The organism is Frigoribacterium sp. SL97 (assembly GCF_026625765.1).
Classification (GTDB): domain Bacteria; phylum Actinomycetota; class Actinomycetes; order Actinomycetales; family Microbacteriaceae; genus Frigoribacterium.
Genome location: NZ_CP113062.1, coordinates 1,104,108 through 1,129,387 on the forward strand (window position 1 = coordinate 1,104,108; position 25,280 = coordinate 1,129,387).

Consider the following 25,280-nt stretch of genomic DNA (forward strand, 5'->3'; position numbering starts at 1 on the left):
GCAGGGTCTCAGCTCGGGGATGGACTACCACTCCCTGAACGCGATGCTGAACCTCTACGGTCCGTCCGGCGAGATCCAGTTCGAGAAGGACCGCGAGGCGGCGAAGCAGTACTTCCTGCAGCACGTCAACCAGAACACGGTCTTCTTCCACAACCTGCGTGAGCGTCTCGACTACCTTGTCGAGAACGAGTACTACGAGCTCGCCACCATCGAGCAGTACGACTTCGCCTTCATCGAGAAGCTGAACGACCTCGCGTACTCGAAGAAGTTCCGCTTCCAGACCTTCCTCGGCGCGTTCAAGTACTACACCTCGTACACGCTCAAGACGTTCGACGGCAAGCGCTACCTCGAGCGCTTCGAGGACCGCGTCGTCATGACCGCCCTCGGCCTGGCCCAGGGCGACGAGAAGCTCGCCGTCGACCTCGTCGAAGAGATCATCGCGGGCCGGTTCCAGCCGGCCACGCCGACCTTCCTCAACACGGCGAAGGCCCAGCGCGGCGAGCTCGTCAGCTGCTTCCTGCTGCGCATCGAAGACAACATGGAGTCCATCTCGCGCGGCATCAACTCGTCGCTGCAGCTGTCGAAGCGCGGTGGCGGAGTCGCCCTGTCGCTCTCGAACATCCGCGAGGCCGGCGCCCCGATCAAGCAGATCGAGAACCAGTCGTCGGGCATCATCCCCGTCATGAAGCTGCTCGAAGACAGCTTCAGCTACGCGAACCAGCTCGGTGCCCGCCAGGGTGCCGGTGCGGTGTACCTCAGCGCACACCACCCCGACATCATGCGCTTCCTCGACACCAAGCGTGAGAACGCCGACGAGAAGATCCGCATCAAGACGCTGTCCCTCGGCGTCGTCGTGCCCGACATCACGTTCGAGCTCGCCAAGAACAACGAAGACATGTACCTCTTCTCGCCGTACGACGTCGAGAAGGTCTACGGTGTCCCCTTCGGCGACGTCGCGATCAGCGAGAAGTACCGCGAGATGGTCGCCGACTCGCGCATCAAGAAGACCAAGATCAAGGCGCGCGACTTCTTCCAGACGATCGCCGAGATCCAGTTCGAGTCGGGCTACCCCTACATCGTGTTCGAGGACACGGTCAACAAGGCGAACCCGATCAAGGGTCGCATCAACATGTCGAACCTGTGCTCCGAGATCCTGCAGGTCAACACGCCGACGACCTTCAACGAAGACCTCTCGTACAACGAGATCGGCAAGGACATCAGCTGCAACCTCGGCTCGATGAACATCGCCCTGTCGATGGACGCCCCCGACCTCGGCAAGACCGTCGAGACCGCGATCCGTGGCCTCAGCGCCGTCAGCGACATGAGCCACATCACGTCGGTCCGCTCGATCGAGGTCGGCAACGACCAGTCGCACGCCATCGGCCTCGGCCAGATGAACCTGCACGGCTACCTCGCCCGCGAGCGGGTGCACTACGGCACGCCCGAGGCGATCGACTTCACGAACATCTACTTCTACACGGTGCTGTTCCACGCCCTGCGCGCCTCGAACACCATCGCGATCGAGCGTGGCGTCACCTTCGGCGGCTTCGAGGACTCGACCTACGCGTCGGGCACCTTCTTCGACAAGTACACCGAGACCGAGTGGAAGCCCGAGACCGAGCGGGCGGCGGCACTGTTCGCCGACGCCGGCGTCGCGATCCCCACGCAGGACGACTGGCTCGCGCTCAAGGCCAGCATCATGCAGCACGGCATCTACAACCAGAACCTCCAGGCCGTACCGCCGACCGGGTCGATCTCGTACATCAACCACTCGACGTCGTCGATCCACCCGATCGCGTCGAAGATCGAGATCCGCAAAGAGGGCAAGCTCGGTCGCGTGTACTACCCGGCGCCGTTCATGACGAACGACAACCTCGAGTACTACACCGACGCCTACGAGATCGGGCCCGAGAAGATCATCGACACCTACGCCGCGGCGACGCAGCACGTCGACCAGGGCCTGTCGCTCACGCTGTTCTTCAAAGACACGGCGAGCACGCGCGACATCAACAAGGCGCAGATCTACGCATGGCGCAAGGGCATCAAGACGATCTACTACATCCGTCTCCGCCAGCTCGCGCTCGAGGGCACCGAGGTCGATGGCTGCGTCAGCTGCATGCTCTAGGCCCTCGCGCCTCGAGTCCTTGCGCCACCCGGCGCGGGCCGGTCTCGACGACCGGCCCGCGCCTCCTGAACTCACATTCCTGCTCCTGAAAGGCACGTCATGACCCTCACCGATCCGGTCCACGCCACCGGCAAGTCGGTCCCGCTGATCTCGTCGGTCAGTGCGATCAACTGGAACCGCATCCACGACGACAAGGACGTCGAGGTCTGGAACCGGCTGGTCAACAACTTCTGGCTGCCCGAGAAGATCCCGCTGTCGAACGACGTCCAGTCGTGGAACACCCTCACGCCCGAAGAGCAGCAGATGACGATGCGGGTCTTCACCGGCCTGACGCTGCTCGACACCATCCAGGGCACCGTCGGCGCGATCAGCCTGATCCCCGACGCGATCACCCCGCACGAAGAAGCCGTCTACACGAACATCGCGTTCATGGAGTCGGTGCACGCCAAGAGCTACTCGTCGATCTTCTCGACCCTCGCGTCGACCCCCGAGATCGACGACGCCTTCCGCTGGTCGACCGAGAACGTCAACCTGCAGAAGAAGGCCCAGATCGTCCTCGACTACTACACGGGCGACGACCCGCTGAAGCGCAAGGTCGCCTCGACGCTGCTCGAGTCGTTCCTGTTCTACAGCGGCTTCTACCTGCCGATGTACTGGTCGTCGCGCGCCAAGCTGACCAACACGGCCGACCTCATCCGCCTCATCATCCGCGACGAGGCCGTGCACGGGTACTACATCGGCTACAAGTTCCAGAAGGGTCTCGAAGGCGCCTCGGACGAGCGCAAGCAAGAGATCAAGGACTACACGTTCAACCTGCTCTTCGAGCTCTACGAGAACGAGATCCAGTACACGCAAGACCTCTACGACGGCGTCGGCCTCAGCGAAGACGTCAAGAAGTTCCTGCACTACAACGCCAACAAGGCGCTGATGAACCTCGGCTACGAGCCGATGTTCCCCAAAGAGACGACCGACGTGAACCCGGCGATCCTGTCCGCGCTCTCGCCGAACGCCGACGAGAACCACGACTTCTTCTCGGGGTCGGGTTCGTCGTACGTCATCGGCAAGGCCGTCAACACCGAAGACGAGGACTGGGACTTCTAACCCACCCCCGCACCACGCAACAGGCGTCGCCCATCCCGGGCGGCGCCTGTTCTGCGTCCGGTCCGACCTCGCTCGGCCTCAGTCGGCGAGCAGCGCCGCACGAATCGCGGCGATGCCGATCCGCACCTCGGCGAACGAGGTGCTGAGCGGCGACAGTCCGATGCGCAGCGCGTCGGGGTTGCGGAAGTCAGGGACGACACCGGCCTCCCAGAGCCGCGCCACGATCGACCGGAACGAGTCGTGCGTGATCGTGACGTGGCTGCCGCGGCGGTCCGGTTCGCGAGGCGTCGCGACGGTCACCCCGAGCGGCACGAGCCAGGCGTCGACGAGGTCGAAGGCGTAGTCGGTCAGGGCGAGCGACTTCGACCGGATGGCATCGATGCCGGCCTCGTCGATCAGGTCGAGCATGTCGTGCATCGCGAGCATGCCCATCACCGGGGGAGTGCCGCTGATGAACCGCCGGATGCCGGTCGCCGGCTGGTACCCGTCGGCCATGGCGAACACGTCGGCGGCGCCCATCCACCCCTGGATCGGCTGGTCGAGCTCGGGCAGCAGCGAGGCGCGGGCGTAGACGAACGCGGGGGCTCCCGGCCCACCGTTCAGGTACTTGTAGGTGCAGCCGACGGCGAGGTCGACGCCCCACTCGTCGAGCTGCATCGGCACGACGCCGACGCTGTGGCAGAGGTCGGCCAGCACGAGACCGCCCGCCTCGTGCACGAGCGTCGTGATCGCGGGCAGGTCGACCAGCCAGCCCGATCGATACGACACGTGGTTCACCAGCAGCAGTGCGGTGTCGGGCCCGACGACGTCGCGCACCTGCGACACGGTCACGCCGGTCGCCTTGTCGACGGCGATCCAGCGGATCGTGGCCCCGTGCTCGCGGGCGATGCCCTCGACGACGAAGCGGTCGGTCGGGAACTGGTCGTCGTCGATGACGATCTCGTGGCGGTCGGGCCGGGCCCGCAGGCCCGCGCGGATCGCCTTGTAGAGCAGCACGGTCGTCGAGTCGGCCACGACCGTCTGGCCCGGGGCGGCACCGAGGCAGGCCGCCGCGATGCGGTCGCCGAGCTCGGTCGGCAGGGCCATCCAGCGTTCGTCCCACGAGCGGATCAACCGCGTGCCCCAGGCGCCCTCGACGAATTCGGACAGCCGCGACAGCGTGGCGGTCACGGGCCGCCCGAGCGAGTTGCCGTCGAGGTACGACACCACGTCGACGGCCGGTACGAACCGGTCGACGTACGACGCCAGCGGGTCGGTGGCGTCGAGCGGGCCGGCGGGATGCGCCGAGGCCTGCTCGTCGGGGTCGGTGGCGTCGACGGGGTAGGCGAGCGGATCGGTCATCGGGTCTTCTCCTCGAGGGCGACGGCGAGCAGCTCGTCGGCGGTCAGTGCGGTCGCGCGGGCGAGCCAGGCGGCCCGTTCGTCGGAGGCCGCGGAGGCGCGGGGCGCGTCGGCGATCCAGGTCACGCGGGTGAACGGCAGGCGCGCACCGCCGGTGGGCCCGGCGACGTCGGGGGCGAGGGCGTCGAGCAGGCCGGCGAGCCCGAAGCCGGCCCGACCCATCGCGCGCAGCTCGCGTTCGTTCACCCCGAGCGGAAGGTCGCCGTTGCCGAGGTCGGTGCCGTAGAGCACCCGGCCCCCGGCGGCACGGAACCGCGACAGGTTGTCGACGGCTGTCTCGTGCGCGACCCCACCGAGACCGTAGCCATGGATGTCGAGCGTGCTCACCCACGTCGTGGACGCGGCCAGCCGGGCGATGAGGTCGTCGTCGAGCCGTTCGCTGAAGGGCGTGTGGGCGAGCCGGTCGACCCCGGCGTCGGCCGCGCGTGCCGCCTGGCCGACGCCCTGGACGTGGGCGACCACGGGCAGGTCGAGCCCGTGTGCGGCGTCGACGACGGCGGCCAGCATCGCGTCGTCGAGGACGGGGCCGACGTCGGAGTTCAGGGCGACCTTGACGATCGAGGCGCCGAGGGCGTGCTGCTGCTCGACGAGCCGGGCCGCGCGGCGCAGCCGGGTCGAGGCGCGGAGGCCGCCGACCGGGAGGGAGGCGCGGGGCGGCGCCCAGCCCGCCCGGCTCGGGTACCCGCCCGGCGCCGTGATCAACCCGCCGGCGATCGCCACCTCGGGCCAGCCGTCGCGACCCGACCGGCCGAGCCAGCCGGAGGCGACCGTCGGGTCCCACCCGAGGTCGACGACCCGCGAGATGCCGCCGACGGGCAGCTGCGTGGCGTCGATCAGGCCGAGGTGGACGTGCGAGTCGGTGAAGGGGGCGAGCACGGTGCCCGGCACGTGGGGCAGCTCGGCGCCGGCCAGGGTGTCGGCGTCGTGCGCGTCGGCCGATCCGGCGAAGACCACGCCGTGGGCGTCGAGGCGCAACAGGCTGCGACCGGACCACCGGCCCGACCAGGCGTGGTCGACCGTGACGAGCCGCGCCTCCTGGTCCATGACCCGACCCTATTCGTGCGTGCTGCCCGTGCCCTGCAGGCCCGCCCGCGTCCGGGGACGACGAGGCGGGCTCGCAGGGTGGGTGCCGACGAGGCGGGCTCGCAGGGTGGGTGCCGAGGAGGCGCGACTCAGCCGGGCAGGACGGCCCGCGAGCACCGCGCCACGTAGGGCAGGCGGATCAGGTCGGCGCCGCGGGTGTCCGGGTGCGTGTCGAGCAGCCGCTCGACGTCGCGCAGCAGGGCCGCGCGGTCGTCGGGCGAGAGCGTGATGACGTAGCTGCGCGACGCGATCATGGCGAGGAACTCGTCGCGACCCAGCTCGTGCACCCAGGGGACGTCGTACCGCTCGACGCTGCCGAACGGCGCACCAACGACCGGTGCGTCCGACCCCATGTCGCGCTCGCGGGGTTGGCGCATCACCCGGCTGAGCTCCGCCAGCCACGGCACGGACTCGTCGCGGATGTTCCAGACGAGGCCGAGGGTGCCGCCGGGACGCAGGACGCGGGCGATCTCGGGCACGGCGCGGGCGGGGTCGACCCAGTGCCAGGCCTGCGCGACGAGGACGGCGTCCACCGAGTCGTCGCCGAGGGGGATGTCCTCGGCCGACCCGGCGACCGACGTCGCCCCGGGGACGACCTGCTCGAGGGTCGCGCGCATGCCCGGCGACGGCTCGACGGCCGTGACCGACGGGGCACGGTCGAGCAGCAGACGGGTGAGCTTGCCCGTGCCCGCCCCCAGGTCGACCACGTGACAGGCGCCCTCGGGCAGCAGCCAGTCGACGGCGTCGAGGGGGTACGACGGGCGACCCCTCTCGTAGACGTCGGCGGCCAGCCCGAACGAGGCGGCGAGGTCGGAATCGGGTCGTGCGGGGTCGAAGCCGTGGGCGGCCGGATCGAACCCCTCCTGGAGTGGTTGATGTGTCACCGGAACACTGTCGCACGTCACGATCCGTCACACACCCTCTGTTACGTCGGCCTCGGGCGCAGCATGGAGGGGATGACTTCCTCGCTGCCTCCGACCCCCTCGTCCCCGCGTCCGACCCGTCCCCTGCGGGTCGTCGCGGTGTCCGGCACCCTCAGCACGCCGTCGAAGACCGACGCCCTCGTGCACGAGATCGTGACGGCGCTGGGTGACGTCCTGCCGATCGAGGCGCACGTGATCCGGGTCAGCGAACTCGGCCCCCTGTTCGCCGGCGCGCTCACCCGGGACCAGCTCGACGAGCGGGTCGAGCGCGAGCTGGTCGCCATCGAGACCGCCGACCTGCTGATCGTCGCCTCGCCCGTCTACCGCGCCTCCTTCACCGGGCTGTTCAAGCACCTGTTCGACTTCGTCGAGCAGTACGCGCTCGTGGACGTGCCCGTGCTGCTCGCCGCGACGGGGGGCAGCGAGCGCCACGCGCTGATCATCGAGCACGCGTTGCGACCACTGTTCGGGTTCTTCCAGGCCCTCACCCTGCCGCTGGGCGTCTACGCGCACACGACCGACTTCACGGCGACCGGAGGCGCGGAGAAGTACGCGGTCACGGCCCCTCTGCTGCAGGAGCGCATCCGCCACGCGATCCAGCGCGGCCTGCCGCTGATCCGCTCGAGCATCGCCGAGAAGGGGCGCATCAAGCAGACCCTCGACGACGGCGACGCGCGCGTCGACCTGGCGGTGGGCGACCTGCGCGCCGACGAGCTCGACGTCACGACCCCGACGCGCCTGTTCAGCTGAGCGCGACCCGAAGGCGGGGCAGCCGCTCCGGGATGCCCACCGGTATCGTGATCGTCGTGAACCCCGACCCGACTCCCCGTGGCCCGTCCGTCGCCCGCGCCGAGATCCGCGACAGCGAGGCACAGCGCCGTCTCGGCCTGTTGCCCTCCGGCGTGCTGCCGGGGCGTGCGGCCCGATGGGTGGACGACGGCGTGGACGACCTGTCCGTGCTCGCGCTCGCCGAGGCACAGACCAGCACCGACGACGCCCGTGAGGCGCTCCTCGCCCAGGCGGCCGTCGACCTCGGCCTCGGCTTCGGCTCGGTGCGCGAGGCGCGTGCCCATCACGGTCAGCGCGTCGTCGAGTCGATGACGGCCGCGTCGGCCCCTGCCGACGCCCTGGGCTTCTCGAACGGCTTCACCGACACCATCGAGGAGTCGGTGCGCGACAGCATCGCCCGCCTCTTCAAGCCCCGCGGCTGATCCGGGGCGTCGACGCGACCGGACGCAGGAGGCGCGGTGCCGGTCGTGACCGGCACCGCGCCTCCTGCGGTCGTGCCGTGGGTCAGGCCTTGCCGACCTCGAGCTCGACGACCGCCCACGAGAGGGCGGGCAGGCGGAGGCGCGCGGTGCCGCCGTCGACCGTGACGCCGGTCAGCGGCACGAGGCCCACGGTGTCCTGCGCGTTCTCGGTGTTGGACGAGAAGCGGTCGCCGCCCTCGGGGACGGCCAGGACCTCGGCGCGGGTGACGCGCCCGCCGCTGAAGCCGCGCAGGGCGACCTCGACGTCGGCCGCCTCGTCGAGCCCGCGGTTGGCGAGGAAGAACGCGACCGTGCCGGCCTCCTCGTCGTAGGTGGCGCTGACGTCGACCAGGTCGGCGTCGCCGTACTTCTCGGTGTCGACCTTGTCGCTCGTGACGAGGGTGCGCAGGATCTGCCCGGTGGCGAGCGCGGCCATGCGGGCGAACGGCCAGAAGATCGACTGACGCCACGCGGGCCCGCCGGCCTCGCTGCGGATCGGCGCGATGACGTTGACGAGCTGCGCCTGGTTGGCGATCTTGACCCGGTCGCCGTGACGCAGCAGCGAGTTGAGGAAGGTGCCGACCACGACCGCGTCGGTGACGTTGTACTGGTCCTCGATCAGCCGGGGGTGCTCGCGCCAGCCCTTCGACACGTTGTGCGGCTGGTCGTCCGAGTCGAGGCCCGTCTGGTACCAGACGTTCCACTCGTCGAACGAGATGTCGACCTGCTTCGTGTGCTTGCCGGCGGCCTTGACGCCGTCGATCGTCGACACGACCTCCTCGATGAACGCGTCCATGTCGACGGCCGTCGCGAGGAAGCTCTTCGCGTCGCCGTCGTGCTCCTGGTAGTAGGCGTGCATCGACACGTAGTCGACCTCGTCGTAGGCGTGCGTCAGGACCTCGTGCTCCCAGGTGCCGAAGGTGGGCATGCCGCGGCCCGAGCTGCCGACGGCGACCAGCTCGATCGAGTCGTCGACGAACTTCATGGCCTTGGCGGCCTCCTGGGCGAGGCGGCCGTACTCGGTGGCCGTCTTGTGGCCGATCTGCCACGGGCCGTCGAGCTCGTTGCCGAGGCACCAGAGCTTGATGTCGAAGGGGTCCTTGGCGCCGTTGGCGATGCGGCGGTCGCTCAGCGCGGTGCCGCCGGGGTGGTTGGCGTACTCGACGAGCTCCCGGGCGGCGTCGACGCCCCGGGTGCCGAGGTTGACGGCCTCCATCACCTCGGTGCCGGCCAGCTTCGACCACGCGACGAACTCGTGCAGGCCGAAGGCGTTGGTCTCGACGGTGTGCCAGGCGCCGTCGAGGCGACGGGGGCGCTGGTCGACCGGGCCGACGCCGTCCTCCCAGTTGTACCCCGAGACGAAGTTGCCGCCGGGGTAGCGGATGACGGTGGCGCCGAGCTCCTTGGTGAGGTCGAGGACGTCCTGGCGGAAGCCGTTCTCGTCGGCGGTGGGGTGACCGGGTTCGTAGATGCCGGTGTAGACGCAGCGGCCCATGTGCTCGACGAACGAGCCGAACAGGCGGCGGGGGACCGGGCCGATGGTGAACTCGCGGTCGACGGTGATGCGGGCGGTGGACATGGGTCTCCTAGGTGAGGGGATCGGCGTGCGTGTGGTGGGGACGAGGAGGCGCGGTGCGGCAGGGCGGTCGCGTCCGGGGCGGTCGGATCACTGACCTCCGAACCCGGTGGTCGAGATGCCCTTGATGATCTGCCGCTGGAAGAACAGGAACACGAGGATGAGCGGCAGGGCCGCGAGGACCGCGGCGGCCATGTTCTGCGCGTACTGGATGCCGTAGGCGCTCTCGATGGTCTGCAGGCCGACCGGCAGGGTGAGCAGCGACGCGTCGTTCGTGACGATGAACGGCCACAGGAAGTTGTTCCAGGCGCCGATGAACACGAAGATCGACACCGCGCCGAGGATGGGGCGCGACAGCGGTAGCAGGATCGTGAAGAAGACCCGGATGCGTCCCGCGCCGTCGACGCGGGCGGCGTCCTCGAGCTCGATCGGCACCTGGTCGAAGAACTTCTTCAGCACGAACACCATCGCCGGGGCGATCGCCTGCGGCAGGATGATGCCCCAGTACGTGTCGACCATGTCGAAGGCGAGCATCTGGTAGAACAGCGGCACGATCAGCACCTGCGGCGGGATGATGATCGACGCGATCGTCGCGACGTACAGCCACTTCTTGCCGCGGAAGTCGAGGCGCGAGAAGGCGTAGGCGACGAGGGCCGAGGTGGCCACGACGATCAGCGTGATGACGATCGAGGTGAACAGGCTGTTGAACAGCCACACCGGGATGTTGCCCTGTTCGAGCACCCCGCGGTAGGCGTCCAGCGTGAAGCCGCCGGCCGGGATCCAGGTCTGCGGCGTCGCCGCGGCGTCGGTCTCGCTCTTGAACGAGGTGGCGAGCGACCACAGGAACGGCAGCAGCCAGAGGACGGCGAGCACGACCAGGATGGCCACGCTGATCACGGCCATGGGGCCGAACGGCTTCTGGCCGGGTTTGTGGCCCTTCCGGCCCCGGCCGGCGGTGGGGGCCCGCAGGTCGGACGTGGGGGCGAGGGCGGGGGCGGTCATTTCTGGGCTCCCTTGCGGTTGCGGGCCGTGATGCTGAACTGCGCGATCGAGATGACGACGATGACCGCAAAGAAGATGTACGAGATCGCCGACGAGTAGCCGAAGCGGTAGCCGGTGAAGCCGGTGTCGAAGATGTACTGCACGGCCGAGCGGGTGCTTCCCGCCGGTCCGCCGGTGGTCATCTGGTAGATCTGGTCGAAGACCTTCAGCGAGGCGAGCACCTGGAGGATGACGATCAGGCCGGTGGTCGGGCCGAGCTGCGGGATGGTGATCGACAGCAGCGACCGCCAGCGTCCGGCGCCGTCGAGCGACGCGGCCTCGTACTGCTGGTCGGGGATGTTCTGCAGGGCGGCGAGGTACAGCAGGAAGTTGAAGCCGACCGTCCACCAGACGGTGGTCGCGACCACGGCGATCATGGCGGTGTCGGGGTCCTGCAGCCAGGCGGGTTGCGGCAGCCCCAGTGTGCCGAGCACGTTGTTGATCGGGCCGAGGGTGGGGCTGTAGAGCTGGATCCAGAACAGCGAGACGACCGTCGAGGCGAGCAGGTACGGCAGGAAGAAGCTCAGCCGCCAGAGCCACTGACCCGGCAGCCCGGTGTTGACGAGGATGGCGAGCACCAGCGCGACGACGACGAGCGGGATCGTGCTGAGCACCGTGAACCACAGCGTGTTGAGCATCGAACGCCACATGTCGCCGTCGGCGAAGGCCTCGGCGTAGTTGGCGACGCCGATCAGCTCGCCGCCCTGGCCGGTCAGGCTCTGGCCGGTGAAGCTCAGGTAGAAGCCGTGGAGCAGCGGCCAGACCAGGAACACCGCGAAGAGCACGGTGAACGGAGCGGCGAAGCCCCAGCCGATGCGGTTGTCGGAGGGGCCGGTCCGCTTGCGGGAGGCGCGGCTGCGGTCGGTCGCGCGGGCGTCGGACCGCGCGCGCTCGGCGGTGGCCCGGGGGGCCTTGACCGTGGTGGAGGTCACAGATCGACTCCTTCGTCGTCGTGATGGTCGGGTCGTGCGGAGGGGGAGGAGGGCGGTGTCGGGCGGACGGGGCGGCGGTGCCGTGTCGGCGTGGGGGAGGGCGGTGTCGGGCGGACGGGGCGGCGGTGCCGTGTCGGCGTGGGGGAGGGCACGACGGTCACACCGGAGCCGGCCGCGACAGCTGTGTGTTGACTCGCGCGACGAACCGGCGCATGCCGTCGGCCGCGTCGTCCTTGGCGAGGATCACGGACTGGATCGAGTCGAGGAAGTACGTCTGGAAGTCCGAGCCCGAGCCGGTGAACCAGGCGGGCGGGTCGTAGTTCAGGTAGTCCGCCGCCTCGGCGTAGTTCGCCTGCGGTCGCAGCTCGGCGTACTCGGGGCTCTCGACGATCGGCAGGTAGGCCGGGATGTGCCCGGCCGCGGCCCACGAGATGGAGTCCTTCAGGATGGTCGAGACCATCTTGTAGACGTCCTCCCGCTTGACGTCGTCGACCTCGCTCTGCCTCGGCAGCACGAACGCGTGCGAGTCGGCGTAGACGGCCGGCGTGCCGAAGAGCGTCGGGATGATGCTGCCGTCGAACGGGATGCCCGCGTTCTCGGCGCTCGGGACCTCCCACACGCCGGTGAAGAGCATGCCGCTCTCGCCGCTGACGAACTCGGCGATGCCCGACTGGATGTCGCTGGCCGTGGCCATCGCCGTGCCGTCGGTGAGCTGCTGCATGAACTGGAGCGCGGTGACGGCGGCCTGCTCGTCGTACTCGACCGTGCCGCCCTCCTTCAGCACCATGTCGGCGCCCTGCTGCTTGTAGAACGTGTAGAACATGCGCCACAGCTGGGCGCCGTCGTTGAGGTAGCCCCACGAGGCGCCGTGCTTGCCGGTCACCTGCTGCATGGCGTTCGCGACCTCGAGGAACTGCTCGGGGCTGGTGATCTCGACGAGCTTGCCGTCGGGGCCGAGGGCACCCGCCTGGGCGGCGATGTCGGTGTTGTACAGCAGGATGAACGGGTGCGAGTCGAGCGCGACCGAGTAGAGGTCGCCGCCGTTGAAGCCCTTCTTCCACACGGCCTCGGCGAAGTCCTGTTCGCGGACGCCGTACGACGCGAGCTTCTCGACGTCCCACGGGTCGAGCAGGCCGCCGGGGGCGTAGCCGGGCACGCGCGAGGCGTGCATGATCGCGACGTCCGGCGCGCGACCGCCGGCCGAGGCCATGGCGAGCTTCGTGTAGTACGGCGTGCCCCAGGCGAGCACGGTCTGCGTCGCGTGGAACCCCGGGTTCTGCTCGTTGGCCTGGTCGATCAGCGCCGACATCTTGATGCCGTCACCGCCGCTGAGCAGGTGCCAGAACTTCAGCTGCGCGACGTCCGTGCCCGAGCCGGTGACCGCCCCGGGCGCACAGCCCGAGAGGCCCGTGGCGACGAACGCCCCGCCGACGAGGGCGGCGGAGCCGAGCAACATGCTGCGGCGGCTGAGGCCGCGGGGGGTGGCGGTGCCGGAGGTGGTGCCCGGTCGCGGTGCCGGGGTCGTCCGATGGTTCTCGGTCATCTTCACTCCTTCGTGATGCGTGACGAGAGCGACTATTCCATCGTTGTAACGGATGCGCAAGAGGTTTCCGGCACACCGCCAGCACAGGGCCACAGCGCCAGGCTTTCTTCCGGCGTCGTGCCCCTCTCGTGGTGTCAGGCGCGGCCGCGGGTGCTGGCGCGCACGACGATCTCGTGGGGGACGATCACGAGTTCGGCCGCGCCCTGCCGGTCGGCGATGCGGGCCGCGAGCAGTTCGAGGGTGCGGTCGACGAAGAGGCGCTTGTCGAAGGTGACGGTCGTCAGCGGCGGCACGGAGAACCTCCCGTCGACGATGTCGTCGAAACCGGCGACCGCGACGTCGTCGGGCACCCGCAGGCCCGCCGACGTCAGCGCGCTGACGGCGCCGATGGCGAGCGAGTCGGTGAAGCAGAAGATCGCGTCGGGCCGGTCGCCGCGCTCGACGGCCGCCCGGACGACCGAGAAGGCGTCGGCCGAGGTCCACTCCGGGCACGAGTACTGCAGCGCGTGGTCGAGGGGCAGGCCGGCCTCGGCCATGGCCTGCTCGAAGCCGCGGGTGCGGGCGCGGGCCGTGGCCGTGTCGAACTCGCCGGCCGAGTCGCCGAGGGTCGCGATGCGGCGGTGTCCGGCGGCGATCAGGTGGGCCGTCATGTCGCGGGCCGCGGCGACGCTGTCGACCCGCACCTGGTCGACGAGGGTCTGCTCGACCTCGCCGATGACGACGACGGGCGGCAGCGAGTCGGTGGCCCCGGTGCCGGTGCCGGAGCCGCTGCCGGCGGACGACAGGGCGCTGGCGTCGAGCGTGATCGGGTTGAGGACGAGGCCGTCGACGAGGTGTTCCTTGCCGCGCGAGAGCAGCTCGCCCTCGCGTTCGGGCCGAGAGCCGGTCTGCTCGAGCTGGATCGACCAGCCGCGCTCGTGCGCCTGCTCGACGAACCAGTGCGTCATCTCGGCGCTGTACGGGGTGCTCAGGTCGGGGAACGCCAGCGCGATCGACCCGGTGCGCCCGGTGCGCAGGCCACGCGCGCTGAGGTTCGGCACGTAGTCGAGTTCGGCCAGCGCGCTCTCGACGCGGGTGCGGGTGTCGGGCCGGACGAAGACGACGCCGTTGATCACGTTGGAGACGGTCTTCGGCGACACCCCGGCGAGTGCCGCCACGTCCTTCACCGTCGCGCGCATGCGTTCAGGCTAGTGGCGGCAGGCGCTCAGGCGGAGGCGAGCACCTTGACGATGCGCTGCAGCGAGACGCTCTCGCTCGGCCGCAGGTCTTGTGCGAACAGGCTGAGGCGGAACTCCTCGATCATCCACCGGGCGCGGACGAGTGCAGGAGGCGCGGTGTCGGCGGGCGGGAACGTCCCGCCCGCGGCCTCGTACCGCTCGGTCGCCTGCTGCACCTCGCTGAGCCAGACGCGGTCCCGCCCGGGGTTCTCGAGCAGTTTCGCCGTGCGCTTCGTGATGCCCACGAGGTACACCGGCACGCGCTGGAGCTGCTGGAGCCCGGTCTGCGACACGAAGCCCGGACGGATCAGGCGATCCCGCTGCTGCCGCATGTCGGTCAGCGCCGCGAGCAGGGTCATCGAGGTCGCACCCTTCAGGGCCTTGTCGGCGTCGCGGGCGGCGGTCAGCGTGCGGGCGACGAGCGAGACGGTCTGGAACATCTGGTCCATCACGGCCCCCGAGACCCGGTCGCGGGTCGAGAGGAACTCCTTCTTCGTCATCACCATGCCGTCGGGCTTCACGCGGAACAGCACGTCGTCGACGACGGCCACGAGGCAGTCCGCGAAGAGCGCCGACGTGTTCTGGTACGGGCTCGTCGCGAGGATGAGCTTCTCGGCGCTCGTCAGGTGCTGCTGCACGTAGGCCACGGGCGACGGGGTCGCCAGCATCAGCAGGCGCCGCACGCCCTTCGGCGTCGCGAGGGCCTGGTCGGCGGGCGTCGCCATCAACGTGATCGAGACCGAGTCGCCGTGGTCGACCAACGCCGGGTAGGCCCGGATCACGGTGTCGCCGTGGCGGGTGTCGACGACCGCGGGGAGCTCGTCGAAGTCCCACGACGTCAGGCCCTCGCGCTCGATCGAGCTCGTGGGGCGAGGCGTGACGGGCGTGGCGTCGCCCCCCGCGCCTCCTCGTCCGCGACCCCGGCCCCGGCCTCGCTCGTCGCGCCCGCCGCCCTGCGTGACGCGCGCGACGCTGTCGCGCGTGGCGTCGCGCAGCCGGTGCTGCAGCGCGTCGAGGTCCTTGTCGGCCCCGACCGTGCGGCCCCGCTCGTCGACCACGGCGTACGTGACCCGCAGGTGCGCGGGCACGCGGTGCAGGTCGAAGTCGTCGGTCGAGACGGGCGTGTAGGTGAGCTTCTTGATCGCCGCGGCCACGGTCGCCGTGAACGGCTCGTCGACGTCGGCCGGTGGTGCGTCGGGCAGCTCGTCCGTGATCTTCGACGCCCAGTCGGCGGCGGGCACCACGTTCTTGCGGATCTGCTTCGGCAGCGACTTGATGAGCGACGTGACGAGCTCGTCGCGCAACCCCGGCACCTGCCAGTCGAAGCCGACCGGACGGAGGCGCGGCAGCAGCGGCAGCGGAACGATCACGGTCACGCCGTCGTCGTCGGCCCCCGGCTCGAACTTGTAGCGCAGGGTCAACGTCTGGTCGCCCTGCTGCCACGTGCTCGGGAAGCCCTGTTCGTCGACGTCGGGTTCGTCGTCCCCGAGCAGGTCGGCGGCGGTCATGGTGAGCAGGTCGGGCGTGTCGACCTTGGCCTTGCGCCACCAGCCCTCGAAGTCGCGCATGCTCGCGACGTCGGCCGGGATGCGCCGCTGGAAGAACTCGAACGCGGCGTCGCCGTCGACCAGGATGTCGCGGCGACGCGTCCTCTCTTCGACCTCGGTCAGCTCGCGGATGAGCTGCCGGTTCTTCTGCTCGAACGCCTGGTGCCCCTCCCAGTCGCCCTCGACCAGCGCGTGCCGGATGAACAGCTCGCGGGCGTACGCCGGGTCGATGCGCGAGAACTGGATGCGTCGTCGCTCGACGATCGGCACCCCGTAGAGCGTGACGCGCTCGTAGGCGACGACGGCGCCCTGCTTCTTCTCCCAGTGGGGTTCGCCGTAGCTGCGCTTGACCAGGTCGGGCGCCAGCGGTTCGGCCCACGCCGGGTCGATCGAGCCGGCGACGCGGGCGAACAGGCGACTGGTCTCCACCAGTTCGGCCGTCATCACGGCCGCCGGCGGCTTCTTCGCGAGGCTGCTGCCCGGGAAGATCAGGAACCTCGTCTGGCGGGCGCCGACGAAGTCCTTCTTCTGCGGGTCGAACAGCCCGATCTGGCTGAGCAGGCCGGCCAGCAGGCTGCGGTGGACGCCGTCGGGGTTCGCGCTGCGCTCGCCGATGTGCAGCCCGAGGGGCCTGGCCGCGCGGCTGAGCTGGCGGTAGACGTCCTGCCACTCGCGGATGCGCAGGTAGTTGAGGAACTCGTCGCGGCACAGACGCTTGAAGGCGTTGCCGCTGAGCTCCTTCTGCTTGTCCTCGAGGTACTCGAACAGGTTGAGCAGCGTGAGGAAGTCGCCCTTGGGGTCGCGGAAGCGCGAGTGCTTCTCGTCGGCCTGGGCACGCCGCTCGAGGGGCCGCTCGCGCGGGTCCTGGATGCTCAGGGCCGAGACGATGGCGAGCACCTCGCGCGTCGTGCCCTGCGTCTTGGACTCGACGACCATGCGGGCGAGGCGCGGATCGATCGGCAGTCGCGTGAGCTGCTTGCCGACCCGGGTGATCTGGCCGCCCTGGGTGACGGCGCCGAGCTCGCGCAGCAAGTCGAGTCCGTCCTTGATGCCGCGCGAGTCGGGCGGCTGGAGGAAGGGGAAGGCGGCGATGTCGCCGAGGTTCAGGGAGATCATCTGCAGGATGACCGCGGCGAGGTTGGTCCGCAGGATCTCGGGCTCGGTGAACTCGGGGCGCTTCTCGAAGTCGGTCTCGCTGTAGAGGCGGATCGCGATGCCGCTGCTCGTGCGACCGGAGCGGCCCGACCGCTGGTTGGCGCTCGCCTGCGAGATGGCCTCGATCGGCAGGCGCTGCACCTTGGCGCGGGTCGAGTAGCGGCTGATGCGGGCCGTGCCGGCGTCGATCACGTACTTGATGCCGGGCACGGTGAGGCTGGTCTCGGCGACGTTGGTCGCGAGGACGATGCGGCGCCTGGTGCCCGCGGTCGTGCTGGGCTGGAAGACCCGGTGCTGGTCGGCGGCGCTCAACCGGCCGTACAGCGGCAGCACCTCGGTGAACGGCAGGTTGCGGCCGCGGATGCTCTCCTCGGCGTCACGGATCTCGTTCTCTCCGCTGAGGAAGACGAGGACGTCGCCGCTCGACTCGCGGGCGAGTTCGTCGAGGGCCTCGTTGATGCCCTGCAGGTAGTCCTTGTCGTCGGCGCGCTGCCTGCGGTCGCCGGCCCGCGCCTCCTGACGGTCGCCCTGGCGACCCGCGGGGCGGTCGTCGTCGTCGAGGTCGCCGTCGTCGTCGCTCGTGGTGTCGTCCACGAGCGGTCGGTAGCGGACCTCGACCGGGTAGGTGCGACCCGAGACCTCGACGATGGGCGCGTCGCCGAAGTGCTTCGAGAACGACTCGGGATCGATCGTGGCGCTCGTGATGATGAGCTTGAGGTCGGGGCGGCGGGGCAACAGCTGCTTGAGGTACCCGAGCAGGAAGTCGATGGTCAGGCTGCGCTCGTGGGCCTCGTCGATGATGATCGTGTCGTAGCGCTCGAGCTCGCGGTCGAAGTGGATCTCGTTCAGCAGGATGCCGTCGGTCATCAGCTTGATCTGCGTGTCGGCACCGACCTTGTCGGTGAACCGCACCTGGTAGCCGACCACGCCGCCGACCTCGTCGCCGAGTTCTTCGGCGATGCGCTCGCTGATGGTGCGGGCCGCGATGCGGCGCGGCTGGGTGTGGCCGATCTTGGTCCGGCCGAGCTCGAGGCAGATCTTGGGCAGCTGGGTCGTCTTGCCCGAACCGGTGGCGCCCGCGACGATGACGACCTGGTTGTCACGGATCGCCGCGGCGATGTCGTCGCGCCTCTGGCTGACCGGCAGCTCGGCGGGATACGTGATGGTGGGGATCATGAGCCCTCCATCGTAAGCCGCCCGGGGCCGGACCGGGCAACGGGTGGCGCGTCGTAGGATCGCGGCAGACCGCACGTCAACGGAGACGGAGAGACACCATGTCATCAGCACCCAGCCCCCGAGGCCACGCCACCGCGTCGGTCGCGGCCATCCTCGCCGAGTCGGCCGGCCGGTTCCCCGACGACGTCGCCGTCATCGTCGGGCCCACCTCGACCACCTACGCCGAGCTCTGGCAGCAGACCCTGGCCTACGCCGGGGCCCTCCGCGCCCGGGGCGTCGGCCCCGGGGACCGGGTCGCCATGCTCGTCCCGAACGTCGCGGACTTCCCCCGCGTCTACTACGCGACGCTCGCGCTCGGCGCGGTGGCCGTGCCCGTCCACGCCCTCCTCAAGCGACACGAGATCGAGTACGTGCTGCGCGACAGCGGCTCCCGCCTGCTCGTCTGCGCCGCACCGCTGCTCGGTGAAGGAGGCGCGGGAGCGCAGCTCGCGGGGGTCGACGTCCTGACCGTGCTCGCGCCTCCTGCCGGCCAGGAGGACGACGGGCCCGACCGCCTCGAGGACCTCGCCGCGGCCGCCGCACCCCTCGACACCTACGTGCCCCGCGACCCGTTCGACACCGCCACGATCCTCTACACGAGCGGCACCACGGGCCAGCCCAAGGGGGCCGAAGGGTCTCACCTCGCCCTGATCGAGCAGGTCAACACCAACCTGATGACGACGTTCGACATGCATCGCGGCGACGTGCTGCTCGGGGCCCTGCCGCTGTTCCACACCTTCGGACAGACCTGCACGATGAACACCGGGTTCCGGGTCGGCGCGACGATCGTCATGCTGCCGAAGTTCGACGGCGACGCCGCGCTCGCCGCGATGGTCGAGCACGGCTGCGAGGTGTTCATGGGCGTGCCCACGATGTACATGGCCCTGATCGCCGCGGCCACCCGCAGCGAGGCGCGCCCACCGCTGCGCTACGCCGTCTCGGGCGGGGCGTCGCTGCCGCTCGCGGTGCTCAAGAAGTTCCAGCAGGTGTACGACGCCCCGATCCACGAGGGCTACGGGCTGACCGAGACCTCGCCCGTCGCCACCTTCAACCACGTCGGGGTGCCACCGCGGCCCGGCACCATCGGCACGCCGATCTGGGGCGTCGACGTCGAGATCGCCGACCAGCACGTCGAGGACTCGATCGTGTTGCTGCCGCACGGCGAGATCGGCGAACTCGTCATCCGTGGGCACAACCTCATGAACGGCTACCTCGACCGGCCCGAGGACACCGCGAAGGCGATCGTCGACGGCTGGTTCCGCACGGGCGACCTCGGCACGAAGGACGACGACGGCTACCTGACGATCGTCGACCGCACGAAGGACATGATCATCCGCAACGGCTACAACGTGTACCCGCGGCAGGTCGAGGAGGTCCTCGCGCAGCACCCCGACGTCACGATGGCGGCCGTCTTCGGCGTGGCGCACGAACTCCACGGGCAGGAGATCGAGGCGGCCGTCGTCCTCCGTGACGGGGCCACGGCCACCCCCGACGAGTTGGTCGCCTTCGTCGCCGACGAGATCGCGGCCTACAAGTACCCCCGCGTGGTCCACGTCCTCGACGCCTTGCCGCTCGGCCCCAGCGGCAAGGTCCTCAAGCGCGAACTCGTGGACCGGTTCTCGGCCGCCGTCACCGGGGTCGGCGAGGGAGCCGCGGCGCCCCGCTGACCGGGTCGCGAGGGCACCCCCCGGACGGGGATCACCAGGACGGGGGCTGCCCGGACGGGGGCTGCCGGGCGGACGATCGGGCTTCTAGCCTCACAGCAGAACCTCAGCCCGATCTGACAGGACCCCCGTGAACCCTTCCATGTCCCGAGTCCTCGGCGTCACCGCCGCCGTGGGCGGCCTCGTCGCCCTGAGCCTGGCAGGCGTCACCGCGGCGACCGCCGAACCCGCCACCGGTTCCTTCACCGGGTCCGACGCCTCCGCGGCAGCGGCCCCCGCCCTCGACCGCTACCAGGGCGCCGACCGTTTCGCGACGGCCGCCGACATCGCCGGCCGGGCCTACCCGGACGGTGCCGGCACGGTCATCATCGCGAACGGCGTGCAGTTCCCCGACGCGCTGAGCGCCGCTCCGGCCGCCGCGCTGATCGAGGCGCCGCTCCTGCTGACGGCTCCGAACGCCCTCCCGTCGTCGGTGGCCGACCGCCTCGTCGCCCTCAAGCCGCGGAACGTGGTCGTCATCGGTGGCGTCAACGCCGTGTCGCCCGCCGTCGCCACCCAGATCGGCAAGATCACCGGGGCGACGGTCGATCGCGTCCAGGGCGCCGACCGTTACGCGACCTCGCGGGCCGTCGTCGACGCGTTCTTCGCCGAGACCGGCGTCTACCGCGCCTTCGTCACCTCGGGCCTGAACTTCCCCGACGCCGTCAGCGCCAGTGCCGCCGCCGGTGCCGGCAGCACCGACTCGACCGGTGCGCCGGACGCGGTCGTGCTCGTCCCCGGGACCGCCGACGGGGTCGACCAGCCCACGTCGGACCTGTTCGAATCGCTCGGCGTCGAGTCCGTCGCCGTCGTGGGTGGCCCCGCGGTCATCTCGGACGGCATCGTCTCCGATCTCGACGCGCAGTTCCCGGGCGAGGTCGCCCTGCTTGCCGGCCAGGACCGCTACGAGACCTCGGCCTTCGTGTCGTTCTTCGCCTTCAGCGACGCGACGGGCGACGTCCCCCGTACCGACGACTCGGGCACCGTGTACCTCGCCTCCGGGCAGAACTTCCCGGACGCCCTCGCGATCGCCGCGGTCGCCGGTGCCGAGAAGTCGCCCGTGCTCCTCACCGCGCCCGGCTGCACGAACTACTACGCCGAGGACCTCATCGCGGGCCTCGCGTCCGAGAAGGTCGTCACGATCGGTGGCACGGCCGCCGTCTCCGAGAACGCGGCCGCGTTGAACTACTGCCCGGGCCCGCCGCGCACCTGACCCGCGCCGTCGGTACCCTCGCACGATGATCGCCATCGTGCTCGCCGCGCTCCTCTGGGGCACGACGGGCACGGTGGCGTCTTCTCTTCCCGGCGACGTCGGCCCGCTCGCCACGGGCGCCGCGACGATGTGCGTCGGCGGCCTGCTGCTGGCGCTCACGGCCCCCCGCGCCACGCGCGCCGCCCTGCGAGGTGGCCCGGCGGCGTGGCGCTGGCTCGTGCCGGGGGCACTGGGCGTCGTGGTCTACCCGCTGGCGTTCTACTCGTCCATGTCGCTCGCCGGCGTCGCCGTGGGCAACGTGGTCTCGCTCGGGACGGCGCCCGTCTTCGCGGCGCTGCTCGAACGCCTGCTCGACCCGCCCGGCCGGCGGCGTCCCCTCGAGCCCCGCTGGGTGGCGAGTGCGGCACTGGCCGTCGTGGGCGTCGGAGTGCTCGCGGCGACCGGGCAGCACGGTCAGGCGGGCACGGCGGCGTCCCCCGGGTCCGCCCCGCTCGGCATCGCACTGGGCGTCCTCGCGGGTCTCGCCTACGCGACGTACACCTACACCGCGGCTCGGCTCATGGCCGAGGGTCACCCGTCGCGCGGGGCCGTGTCGGCCCAGTTCGGCCTCGGTGCGGTGCTCCTGCTGCCGGTGTTGCTGGCGACCGGGGGTCCGATGCTGCAGTCGGGCGCCTCCGTGGGGGCGACGGCCTACCTCGCGATCGGGCCGATGTTCGTCGCCTACCTCCTCTTCGGCCACGGCCTGCGCACGGTGTCGAGTTCTCGGGCGACGACCGTGACGTTGCTCGAACCGTTCGTCGCGACCCTGCTGGCGGTGCTCGTGGTGGGCGAGCGGCTCGAGCCGCCGGGCTGGATCGGCCTCGCCCTCGTGCTGGCGGGTGTCGTCTCGATCGTGCTGACGAGACCTGTCCGCCCCTCCCGTCCCGAGGCGGTCGCCACCTAGAGTGGAGCCTCGACGATCGTGTCGCGGCCCCGTCCCGGCACGACCGGCCCGCTCCGGCGGGCCCGCCTCATCACGAAGGAGTGACATGAGCGACACCATCACCGCACCCGCCCCGGCCGCCTCCGACGGTCCCGAGATCCACAAGGGCCTGGCCGGCGTCACGGTCGACCGGACGGCGGTCTCGAAGGTCGACGCGGCCAGCAACTCGCTGCTCTACCGCGGCTACCCGGTGCAGCAGCTCGCCGCCGAGCGGGACGTCGAGGACGTCGCCTGGCTGCTGCTGCACGGCGACCTGCCGACCGTCGACGAGCGACGCGACTTCGACGCCGAGCTGCGCTCGCACCGCACGCTGGCCCCCGGGCTGCAGCACCTCATCGACCTGATCCCCACCTCGGCGCACCCCATGGACGTCGTCCGCACCGCGGTGAGCGCCATCGGCGCCGCCCGGCCCGAACCCACGACGGGTGCGGGCGCCTACGACGTCGCCGATACGCGTCGACTCGCCACGCACCTCTTCGCCGTGCTGCCCGCCGTGATCGCCTACGACCAGCGGCGCCGCCACGACCTGCCGCCGGTTCCGCCGCGGGACGACCTCGGCTACAGCGCCGACTTCCTGCACCAGGTGTTCGACCGCGAGCCCGACCCGCTCGACGTGGACGCGTTCGACACCTCGATGACGCTCTACGCCGAGCACTCGTTCAACGCCTCCACCTTCACGGCCCGGGTCGTCGCCTCGACGCTGTCCGACCTGCACTCCTCGATCGTCGGCGCGATCGGGGCGCTCAAGGGCCCGCTGCACGGCGGCGCCAACGAGGCCGCGCTCGAGCTGCTCGACCGGGTCGGCCCCGCCGACGGGGCCGTGGCCTGGCTCGACGAGGCGTTCGCGCGCAAGGAGAAGATCATGGGATTCGGGCACCGGGTCTACAAGAACGGCGACAGCCGGGTTCCCACGATGGAGGACGCCCTCGGCCGTCTGGTCGACCGGGCCCGCGAGCGGGGCGACGACCGGGTCGACGGGCTCAAGGAGACCTACGACGTCGTCGCCGCGACGGTGTTCGAGCGCAAGGGCCTGAAGCCCAACGTCGACTACCCGTCCGGGCTGGCGTACCACCTGATGGGGTTCGAGACGCCGGTCTTCACGCCGCTGTTCGTCGCGTCGCGGGTCCTCGGCTGGAGCGCCCACGTCATCGAGCAGCGCGAGGCCAACTCGCTCATCCGCCCCTTGAGCGAGTACGACGGCGCACCCCTGAGGGACGTCCCCGCGCGCTGACGCCTACCGTGGCCCGCATGCCGAACCAGCTGCGAGACGCCGTCAGCCCCTACCTCAGGTCGCACGCCGACAACCCCGTCGAGTGGCGTGCCTGGGGGACGGGGCCGTTCGCCGAGGCCGTCGAGCGGGACGTGCCCGTGATGGTGTCGATCGGCTACTCGACCTGCCACTGGTGCCACGTGATGGCGCGCGAGAGCTTCTCCGACCCCGAGGTCGCTGCCCAGCTCTCGGCGGGCTTCGTCTCGGTCAAGGTCGACCGCGAGGAGCACCCCGACGTCGACTCCAGCTACCTGGCCGCCGCCTCGGCCTTCACCGAGGGGCTCGGCTGGCCGCTGACCGTCTTCGTCACGCCCGAGGGTCGGCCGTTCTACGCCGGCACGTACTTCCCGCCGGTGCCCGTGCAGGGTCGGCCGTCGTTCCGACAGGTGCTCGACGCCGTCACCGACGCCTGGACCACCAGGCGGTCCGAGGTCGACGCGACCGCGTCGGCGGTGCAGGAGGCGCTGGCTGCGGGGCCCGCGTCGGTCACCGGCACCGCGCCTCCTGGTCCCGGTGCCGGGGTCGCCCTGCCGGGACGGCCCGAGCTCGCCCACGCCGTCGCCCGGCTCGTCGCCCACGAGGACCGCGAGCACGGCGGCTTCGGCGGGGCCCCGAAGTTCCCGACGGCGCCGGCCCAGCTGGCGCTGCTCGCCCTCGGCGCGGGAGGGGACGACGGCGCGCTCGAACTCGTGTCGCGGACGCTCGCCCGCATGGCCGCGTCGCCGCTGCGCGACCCGGTCGAGGGCGGGTTCTTCCGGTACGCGGTCCGACGCGACTGGTCAGAACCCCACTACGAGCGCATGCTATACGACAACGCCCAGCTGCTGCTGGCCTACTCGCGGCTCTCGGTGCTCGACCCGGCCCCGGCCCCGGGCCCCGCGCCGACGTCGGCAACTCAGGAGATCGGCTCGGATCCGGCCCGGGTCGCCGCCGGGGTCGCCGATTTCCTGAGTTCCCGACTGCGCACGGCCGACGGGGCCTTCGGCTCGGCGCAGGACAGCGAGAGCACGATCGACGGCGTCCGTGACGAGGGCGGCTACTACCGGAGGGACGCCGCGGGCCGCGCGGCCCTCGACCCGCCGCCCGTCGACGACAAGGTGCTCACCGGCTGGAACGGCCTCGCGATCGCGGCGCTCGCCGAGGCGGGGTCACGGCACGGCCGCCCCGACTGGGTGCGCACCGCCCGCGGCGCGGCCGACCTGCTGCTCTCGCGTCAGGTGACCGACGATGGTCGTCTGCTGCGCGCCTCCGTCGGGTCGACCGTGTCGGACGCCGTGGCGACCCTCGAGGACCACGGCCTGTTCGCGTCCGGCCTGCTGGCCCTCTCGCTCGCGACGGGCGAGGCCCGGTACGCCGTCGCCGCGCGGTCGTTCGTCGACGCCTGCCTGCTCGACGACGCCGACCCGCGGGTCGTCGCGGCCCCGTCGGGTGGCGACCCCGTGCTGGTCTCGCAGGGCGTTGCCCTGTCGAGCGACCCGAGCGAGGGTGCCTACCCGTCGGGACGCAGTGCGGTCGCGGCGGCCGCGCTCACCCTCCACCAGCTCACCGGGGAGGCGCGCTACCGGTCGGTGGCCGGACGGCTCGTCGCCGAGGTGGCCGGTTCGGCCCTCGACAACCCGCTCGCGTACGGTGCCGCCTTCGGGCTGCTCGTCGAGCTCGAGGCCCCGCTGACGCAGCTGGTCGTGGTCGAGCCGTCCCCGACGGACCGCGCCGACGACGGCCTCGCCCGGCGGGCACGGAGCGTCGTCCGCCCGGGCAGCGTCGTCGCCGTGCTGGACGAGGAGGCGCTGGTCGCCTTCGAGCAGGCGGGCTTCGAGTTGTTCGCGGGTCGCTCGGCCCCCGGGCGCGTCCCCACCGCGTACCTCTGCCGCGACTTCGTCTGCCGACTGCCGGTCACGACCGTGGGCGACCTCGACGGACTGCTGCTCGAGGGGTGACGACACGACCGCGTCGATCTCCCAGGCACCGGCGACGCACCGGGTAGGGGCGCCAGGCGGGGGCGCC

General features: G+C 70.8%; 18 protein-coding genes. 9 read left to right on the top strand and 9 right to left on the bottom strand.

Annotation, left to right across the window (positions count from 1 at the left end):
- Positions 1-19: 19 nt before the first annotated feature.
- Together nrdE and nrdF are read left to right on the top strand one after the other, a co-directional pair.
- Positions 20-2,125, top strand: coding sequence for a class 1b ribonucleoside-diphosphate reductase subunit alpha (nrdE, locus tag OVA02_RS05365; protein WP_123571747.1), 2,106 nt, complete (start codon positions 20-22; stop codon positions 2,123-2,125).
- A 99-nt stretch (positions 2,126-2,224) separates the two neighbouring features.
- A complete protein-coding gene (gene nrdF, locus OVA02_RS05370) occupies positions 2,225-3,226 on the top strand; it encodes a class 1b ribonucleoside-diphosphate reductase subunit beta (RefSeq protein WP_056048952.1) in 1,002 nt (333 codons plus the stop codon).
- Between the two features lie 78 nt (positions 3,227-3,304).
- Here nrdF and OVA02_RS05375 read toward each other — a convergent pair whose 3' ends face one another.
- The 3 genes from OVA02_RS05375 to OVA02_RS05385 form a co-directional block, all read right to left on the bottom strand.
- Positions 3,305-4,567, bottom strand: coding sequence for a kynureninase (locus tag OVA02_RS05375; RefSeq protein ID WP_056048949.1), 1,263 nt, complete (start codon positions 4,565-4,567; stop codon positions 3,305-3,307).
- Positions 4,564-5,670: an amidohydrolase family protein gene (locus tag OVA02_RS05380; RefSeq protein ID WP_056048945.1), complete on the bottom strand. Its 1,107-nt coding sequence runs from the start codon at positions 5,668-5,670 to the stop codon at positions 4,564-4,566. Before OVA02_RS05380 ends, OVA02_RS05375 begins: the two co-directional genes overlap by 4 nt.
- 128 nt (positions 5,671-5,798) lie before the next feature.
- Positions 5,799-6,593: a class I SAM-dependent methyltransferase gene (locus OVA02_RS05385; RefSeq protein ID WP_056048942.1), complete on the bottom strand. Its 795-nt coding sequence runs from the start codon at positions 6,591-6,593 to the stop codon at positions 5,799-5,801.
- Positions 6,594-6,665: 72 nt separating this feature from the next.
- Between OVA02_RS05385 and msuE the strand changes: the two genes are divergently transcribed.
- Positions 6,666-7,382: an FMN reductase gene (msuE, locus tag OVA02_RS05390; RefSeq protein WP_082460620.1), complete on the top strand. Its 717-nt coding sequence runs from the start codon at positions 6,666-6,668 to the stop codon at positions 7,380-7,382.
- A gap of 32 nt (positions 7,383-7,414) precedes the next feature.
- Positions 7,415-7,843: a hypothetical protein gene (locus OVA02_RS05395; protein ID WP_056048939.1), complete on the top strand. Its 429-nt coding sequence runs from the start codon at positions 7,415-7,417 to the stop codon at positions 7,841-7,843.
- Between the two features lie 82 nt (positions 7,844-7,925).
- Here OVA02_RS05395 and OVA02_RS05400 read toward each other — a convergent pair whose 3' ends face one another.
- From OVA02_RS05400 to hrpA, 6 genes are all read right to left on the bottom strand, one after another.
- The gene (locus OVA02_RS05400; protein WP_056048936.1) at positions 7,926-9,461 is read right to left on the bottom strand and encodes an alpha-N-arabinofuranosidase; all 1,536 of its coding nucleotides are present in this window, start codon (positions 9,459-9,461) and stop codon (positions 7,926-7,928) included.
- Positions 9,462-9,548: 87 nt separating this feature from the next.
- Entirely contained in the window at positions 9,549-10,460 is a 912-nt protein-coding gene (locus OVA02_RS05405; protein WP_056048933.1) for a carbohydrate ABC transporter permease, read from the bottom strand.
- Positions 10,457-11,314, bottom strand: coding sequence for a carbohydrate ABC transporter permease (locus OVA02_RS05410; protein WP_043593482.1), 858 nt, complete (start codon positions 11,312-11,314; stop codon positions 10,457-10,459). The genes OVA02_RS05405 and OVA02_RS05410 overlap by 4 nt, the downstream gene beginning before the upstream one ends.
- Before the next feature lie 274 nt (positions 11,315-11,588).
- Complete coding sequence (locus OVA02_RS05415) at positions 11,589-12,974, bottom strand: extracellular solute-binding protein (protein ID WP_200412890.1); 1,386 nt, start codon at positions 12,972-12,974, stop codon at positions 11,589-11,591.
- A 134-nt stretch (positions 12,975-13,108) separates the two neighbouring features.
- On the bottom strand, positions 13,109-14,152 hold the full coding sequence (locus tag OVA02_RS05420; protein WP_200412889.1) for a LacI family DNA-binding transcriptional regulator: 1,044 nt from the start codon (positions 14,150-14,152) through the stop codon (positions 13,109-13,111).
- A gap of 26 nt (positions 14,153-14,178) precedes the next feature.
- Positions 14,179-18,069, bottom strand: a complete 3,891-nt coding sequence (gene hrpA / locus OVA02_RS05425; RefSeq protein ID WP_056048927.1) for an ATP-dependent RNA helicase HrpA — start codon at positions 18,067-18,069, stop codon at positions 14,179-14,181.
- A gap of 98 nt (positions 18,070-18,167) precedes the next feature.
- Here hrpA and OVA02_RS05430 point away from each other — a divergent pair, with 98 nt between their 5' ends.
- The 5 genes from OVA02_RS05430 (at position 18,168) to OVA02_RS05450 (ending at position 25,213) form a co-directional block, all read left to right on the top strand.
- Positions 18,168-19,775, top strand: coding sequence for a long-chain-fatty-acid--CoA ligase (locus tag OVA02_RS05430; protein ID WP_056048924.1), 1,608 nt, complete (start codon positions 18,168-18,170; stop codon positions 19,773-19,775).
- A gap of 139 nt (positions 19,776-19,914) precedes the next feature.
- The gene (locus tag OVA02_RS05435; protein ID WP_056048923.1) at positions 19,915-21,024 is read left to right on the top strand and encodes a cell wall-binding repeat-containing protein; all 1,110 of its coding nucleotides are present in this window, start codon (positions 19,915-19,917) and stop codon (positions 21,022-21,024) included.
- A gap of 25 nt (positions 21,025-21,049) precedes the next feature.
- Positions 21,050-21,967: a DMT family transporter gene (locus OVA02_RS05440; RefSeq protein WP_267659382.1), complete on the top strand. Its 918-nt coding sequence runs from the start codon at positions 21,050-21,052 to the stop codon at positions 21,965-21,967.
- Positions 21,968-22,052: 85 nt separating this feature from the next.
- Positions 22,053-23,237: a bifunctional 2-methylcitrate synthase/citrate synthase gene (locus OVA02_RS05445; RefSeq protein ID WP_056048917.1), complete on the top strand. Its 1,185-nt coding sequence runs from the start codon at positions 22,053-22,055 to the stop codon at positions 23,235-23,237.
- 17 nt (positions 23,238-23,254) lie between these two features.
- Positions 23,255-25,213 (top strand): thioredoxin domain-containing protein, encoded by a 1,959-nt coding sequence (locus OVA02_RS05450; protein ID WP_267659383.1) that lies wholly within the window; start codon positions 23,255-23,257, stop codon positions 25,211-25,213.
- Positions 25,214-25,280: the final 67 nt, after the last annotated feature.

What these genes read in the sequence shown, in the direction of transcription:
- nrdE (WP_123571747.1), top strand. Translation starts at nt 20, where the DNA reads ATGGACTACCACTCCCTGAACGCGATGCTGAACCTCTACGGTCCGTCC.
- nrdF (WP_056048952.1), top strand. Translation starts at nt 2,225, where the DNA reads ATGACCCTCACCGATCCGGTCCACGCCACCGGCAAGTCGGTCCCGCTG.
- OVA02_RS05375 (WP_056048949.1), bottom strand. Translation starts at nt 4,567, where the DNA reads ATGACCGATCCGCTCGCCTACCCCGTCGACGCCACCGACCCCGACGAG.
- OVA02_RS05380 (WP_056048945.1), bottom strand. Translation starts at nt 5,670, where the DNA reads ATGGACCAGGAGGCGCGGCTCGTCACGGTCGACCACGCCTGGTCGGGC.
- msuE (WP_082460620.1), top strand. Translation starts at nt 6,666, where the DNA reads ATGACTTCCTCGCTGCCTCCGACCCCCTCGTCCCCGCGTCCGACCCGT.
- OVA02_RS05395 (WP_056048939.1), top strand. Translation starts at nt 7,415, where the DNA reads ATGCCCACCGGTATCGTGATCGTCGTGAACCCCGACCCGACTCCCCGT.
- OVA02_RS05400 (WP_056048936.1), bottom strand. Translation starts at nt 9,461, where the DNA reads ATGTCCACCGCCCGCATCACCGTCGACCGCGAGTTCACCATCGGCCCG.
- OVA02_RS05405 (WP_056048933.1), bottom strand. Translation starts at nt 10,460, where the DNA reads ATGACCGCCCCCGCCCTCGCCCCCACGTCCGACCTGCGGGCCCCCACC.
- OVA02_RS05415 (WP_200412890.1), bottom strand. Translation starts at nt 12,974, where the DNA reads ATGACCGAGAACCATCGGACGACCCCGGCACCGCGACCGGGCACCACC.
- OVA02_RS05420 (WP_200412889.1), bottom strand. Translation starts at nt 14,152, where the DNA reads ATGCGCGCGACGGTGAAGGACGTGGCGGCACTCGCCGGGGTGTCGCCG.
- hrpA (WP_056048927.1), bottom strand. Translation starts at nt 18,069, where the DNA reads ATGATCCCCACCATCACGTATCCCGCCGAGCTGCCGGTCAGCCAGAGG.
- OVA02_RS05430 (WP_056048924.1), top strand. Translation starts at nt 18,168, where the DNA reads ATGTCATCAGCACCCAGCCCCCGAGGCCACGCCACCGCGTCGGTCGCG.
- OVA02_RS05435 (WP_056048923.1), top strand. Translation starts at nt 19,915, where the DNA reads ATGTCCCGAGTCCTCGGCGTCACCGCCGCCGTGGGCGGCCTCGTCGCC.
- OVA02_RS05440 (WP_267659382.1), top strand. Translation starts at nt 21,050, where the DNA reads ATGATCGCCATCGTGCTCGCCGCGCTCCTCTGGGGCACGACGGGCACG.
- OVA02_RS05445 (WP_056048917.1), top strand. Translation starts at nt 22,053, where the DNA reads ATGAGCGACACCATCACCGCACCCGCCCCGGCCGCCTCCGACGGTCCC.
- OVA02_RS05450 (WP_267659383.1), top strand. Translation starts at nt 23,255, where the DNA reads ATGCCGAACCAGCTGCGAGACGCCGTCAGCCCCTACCTCAGGTCGCAC.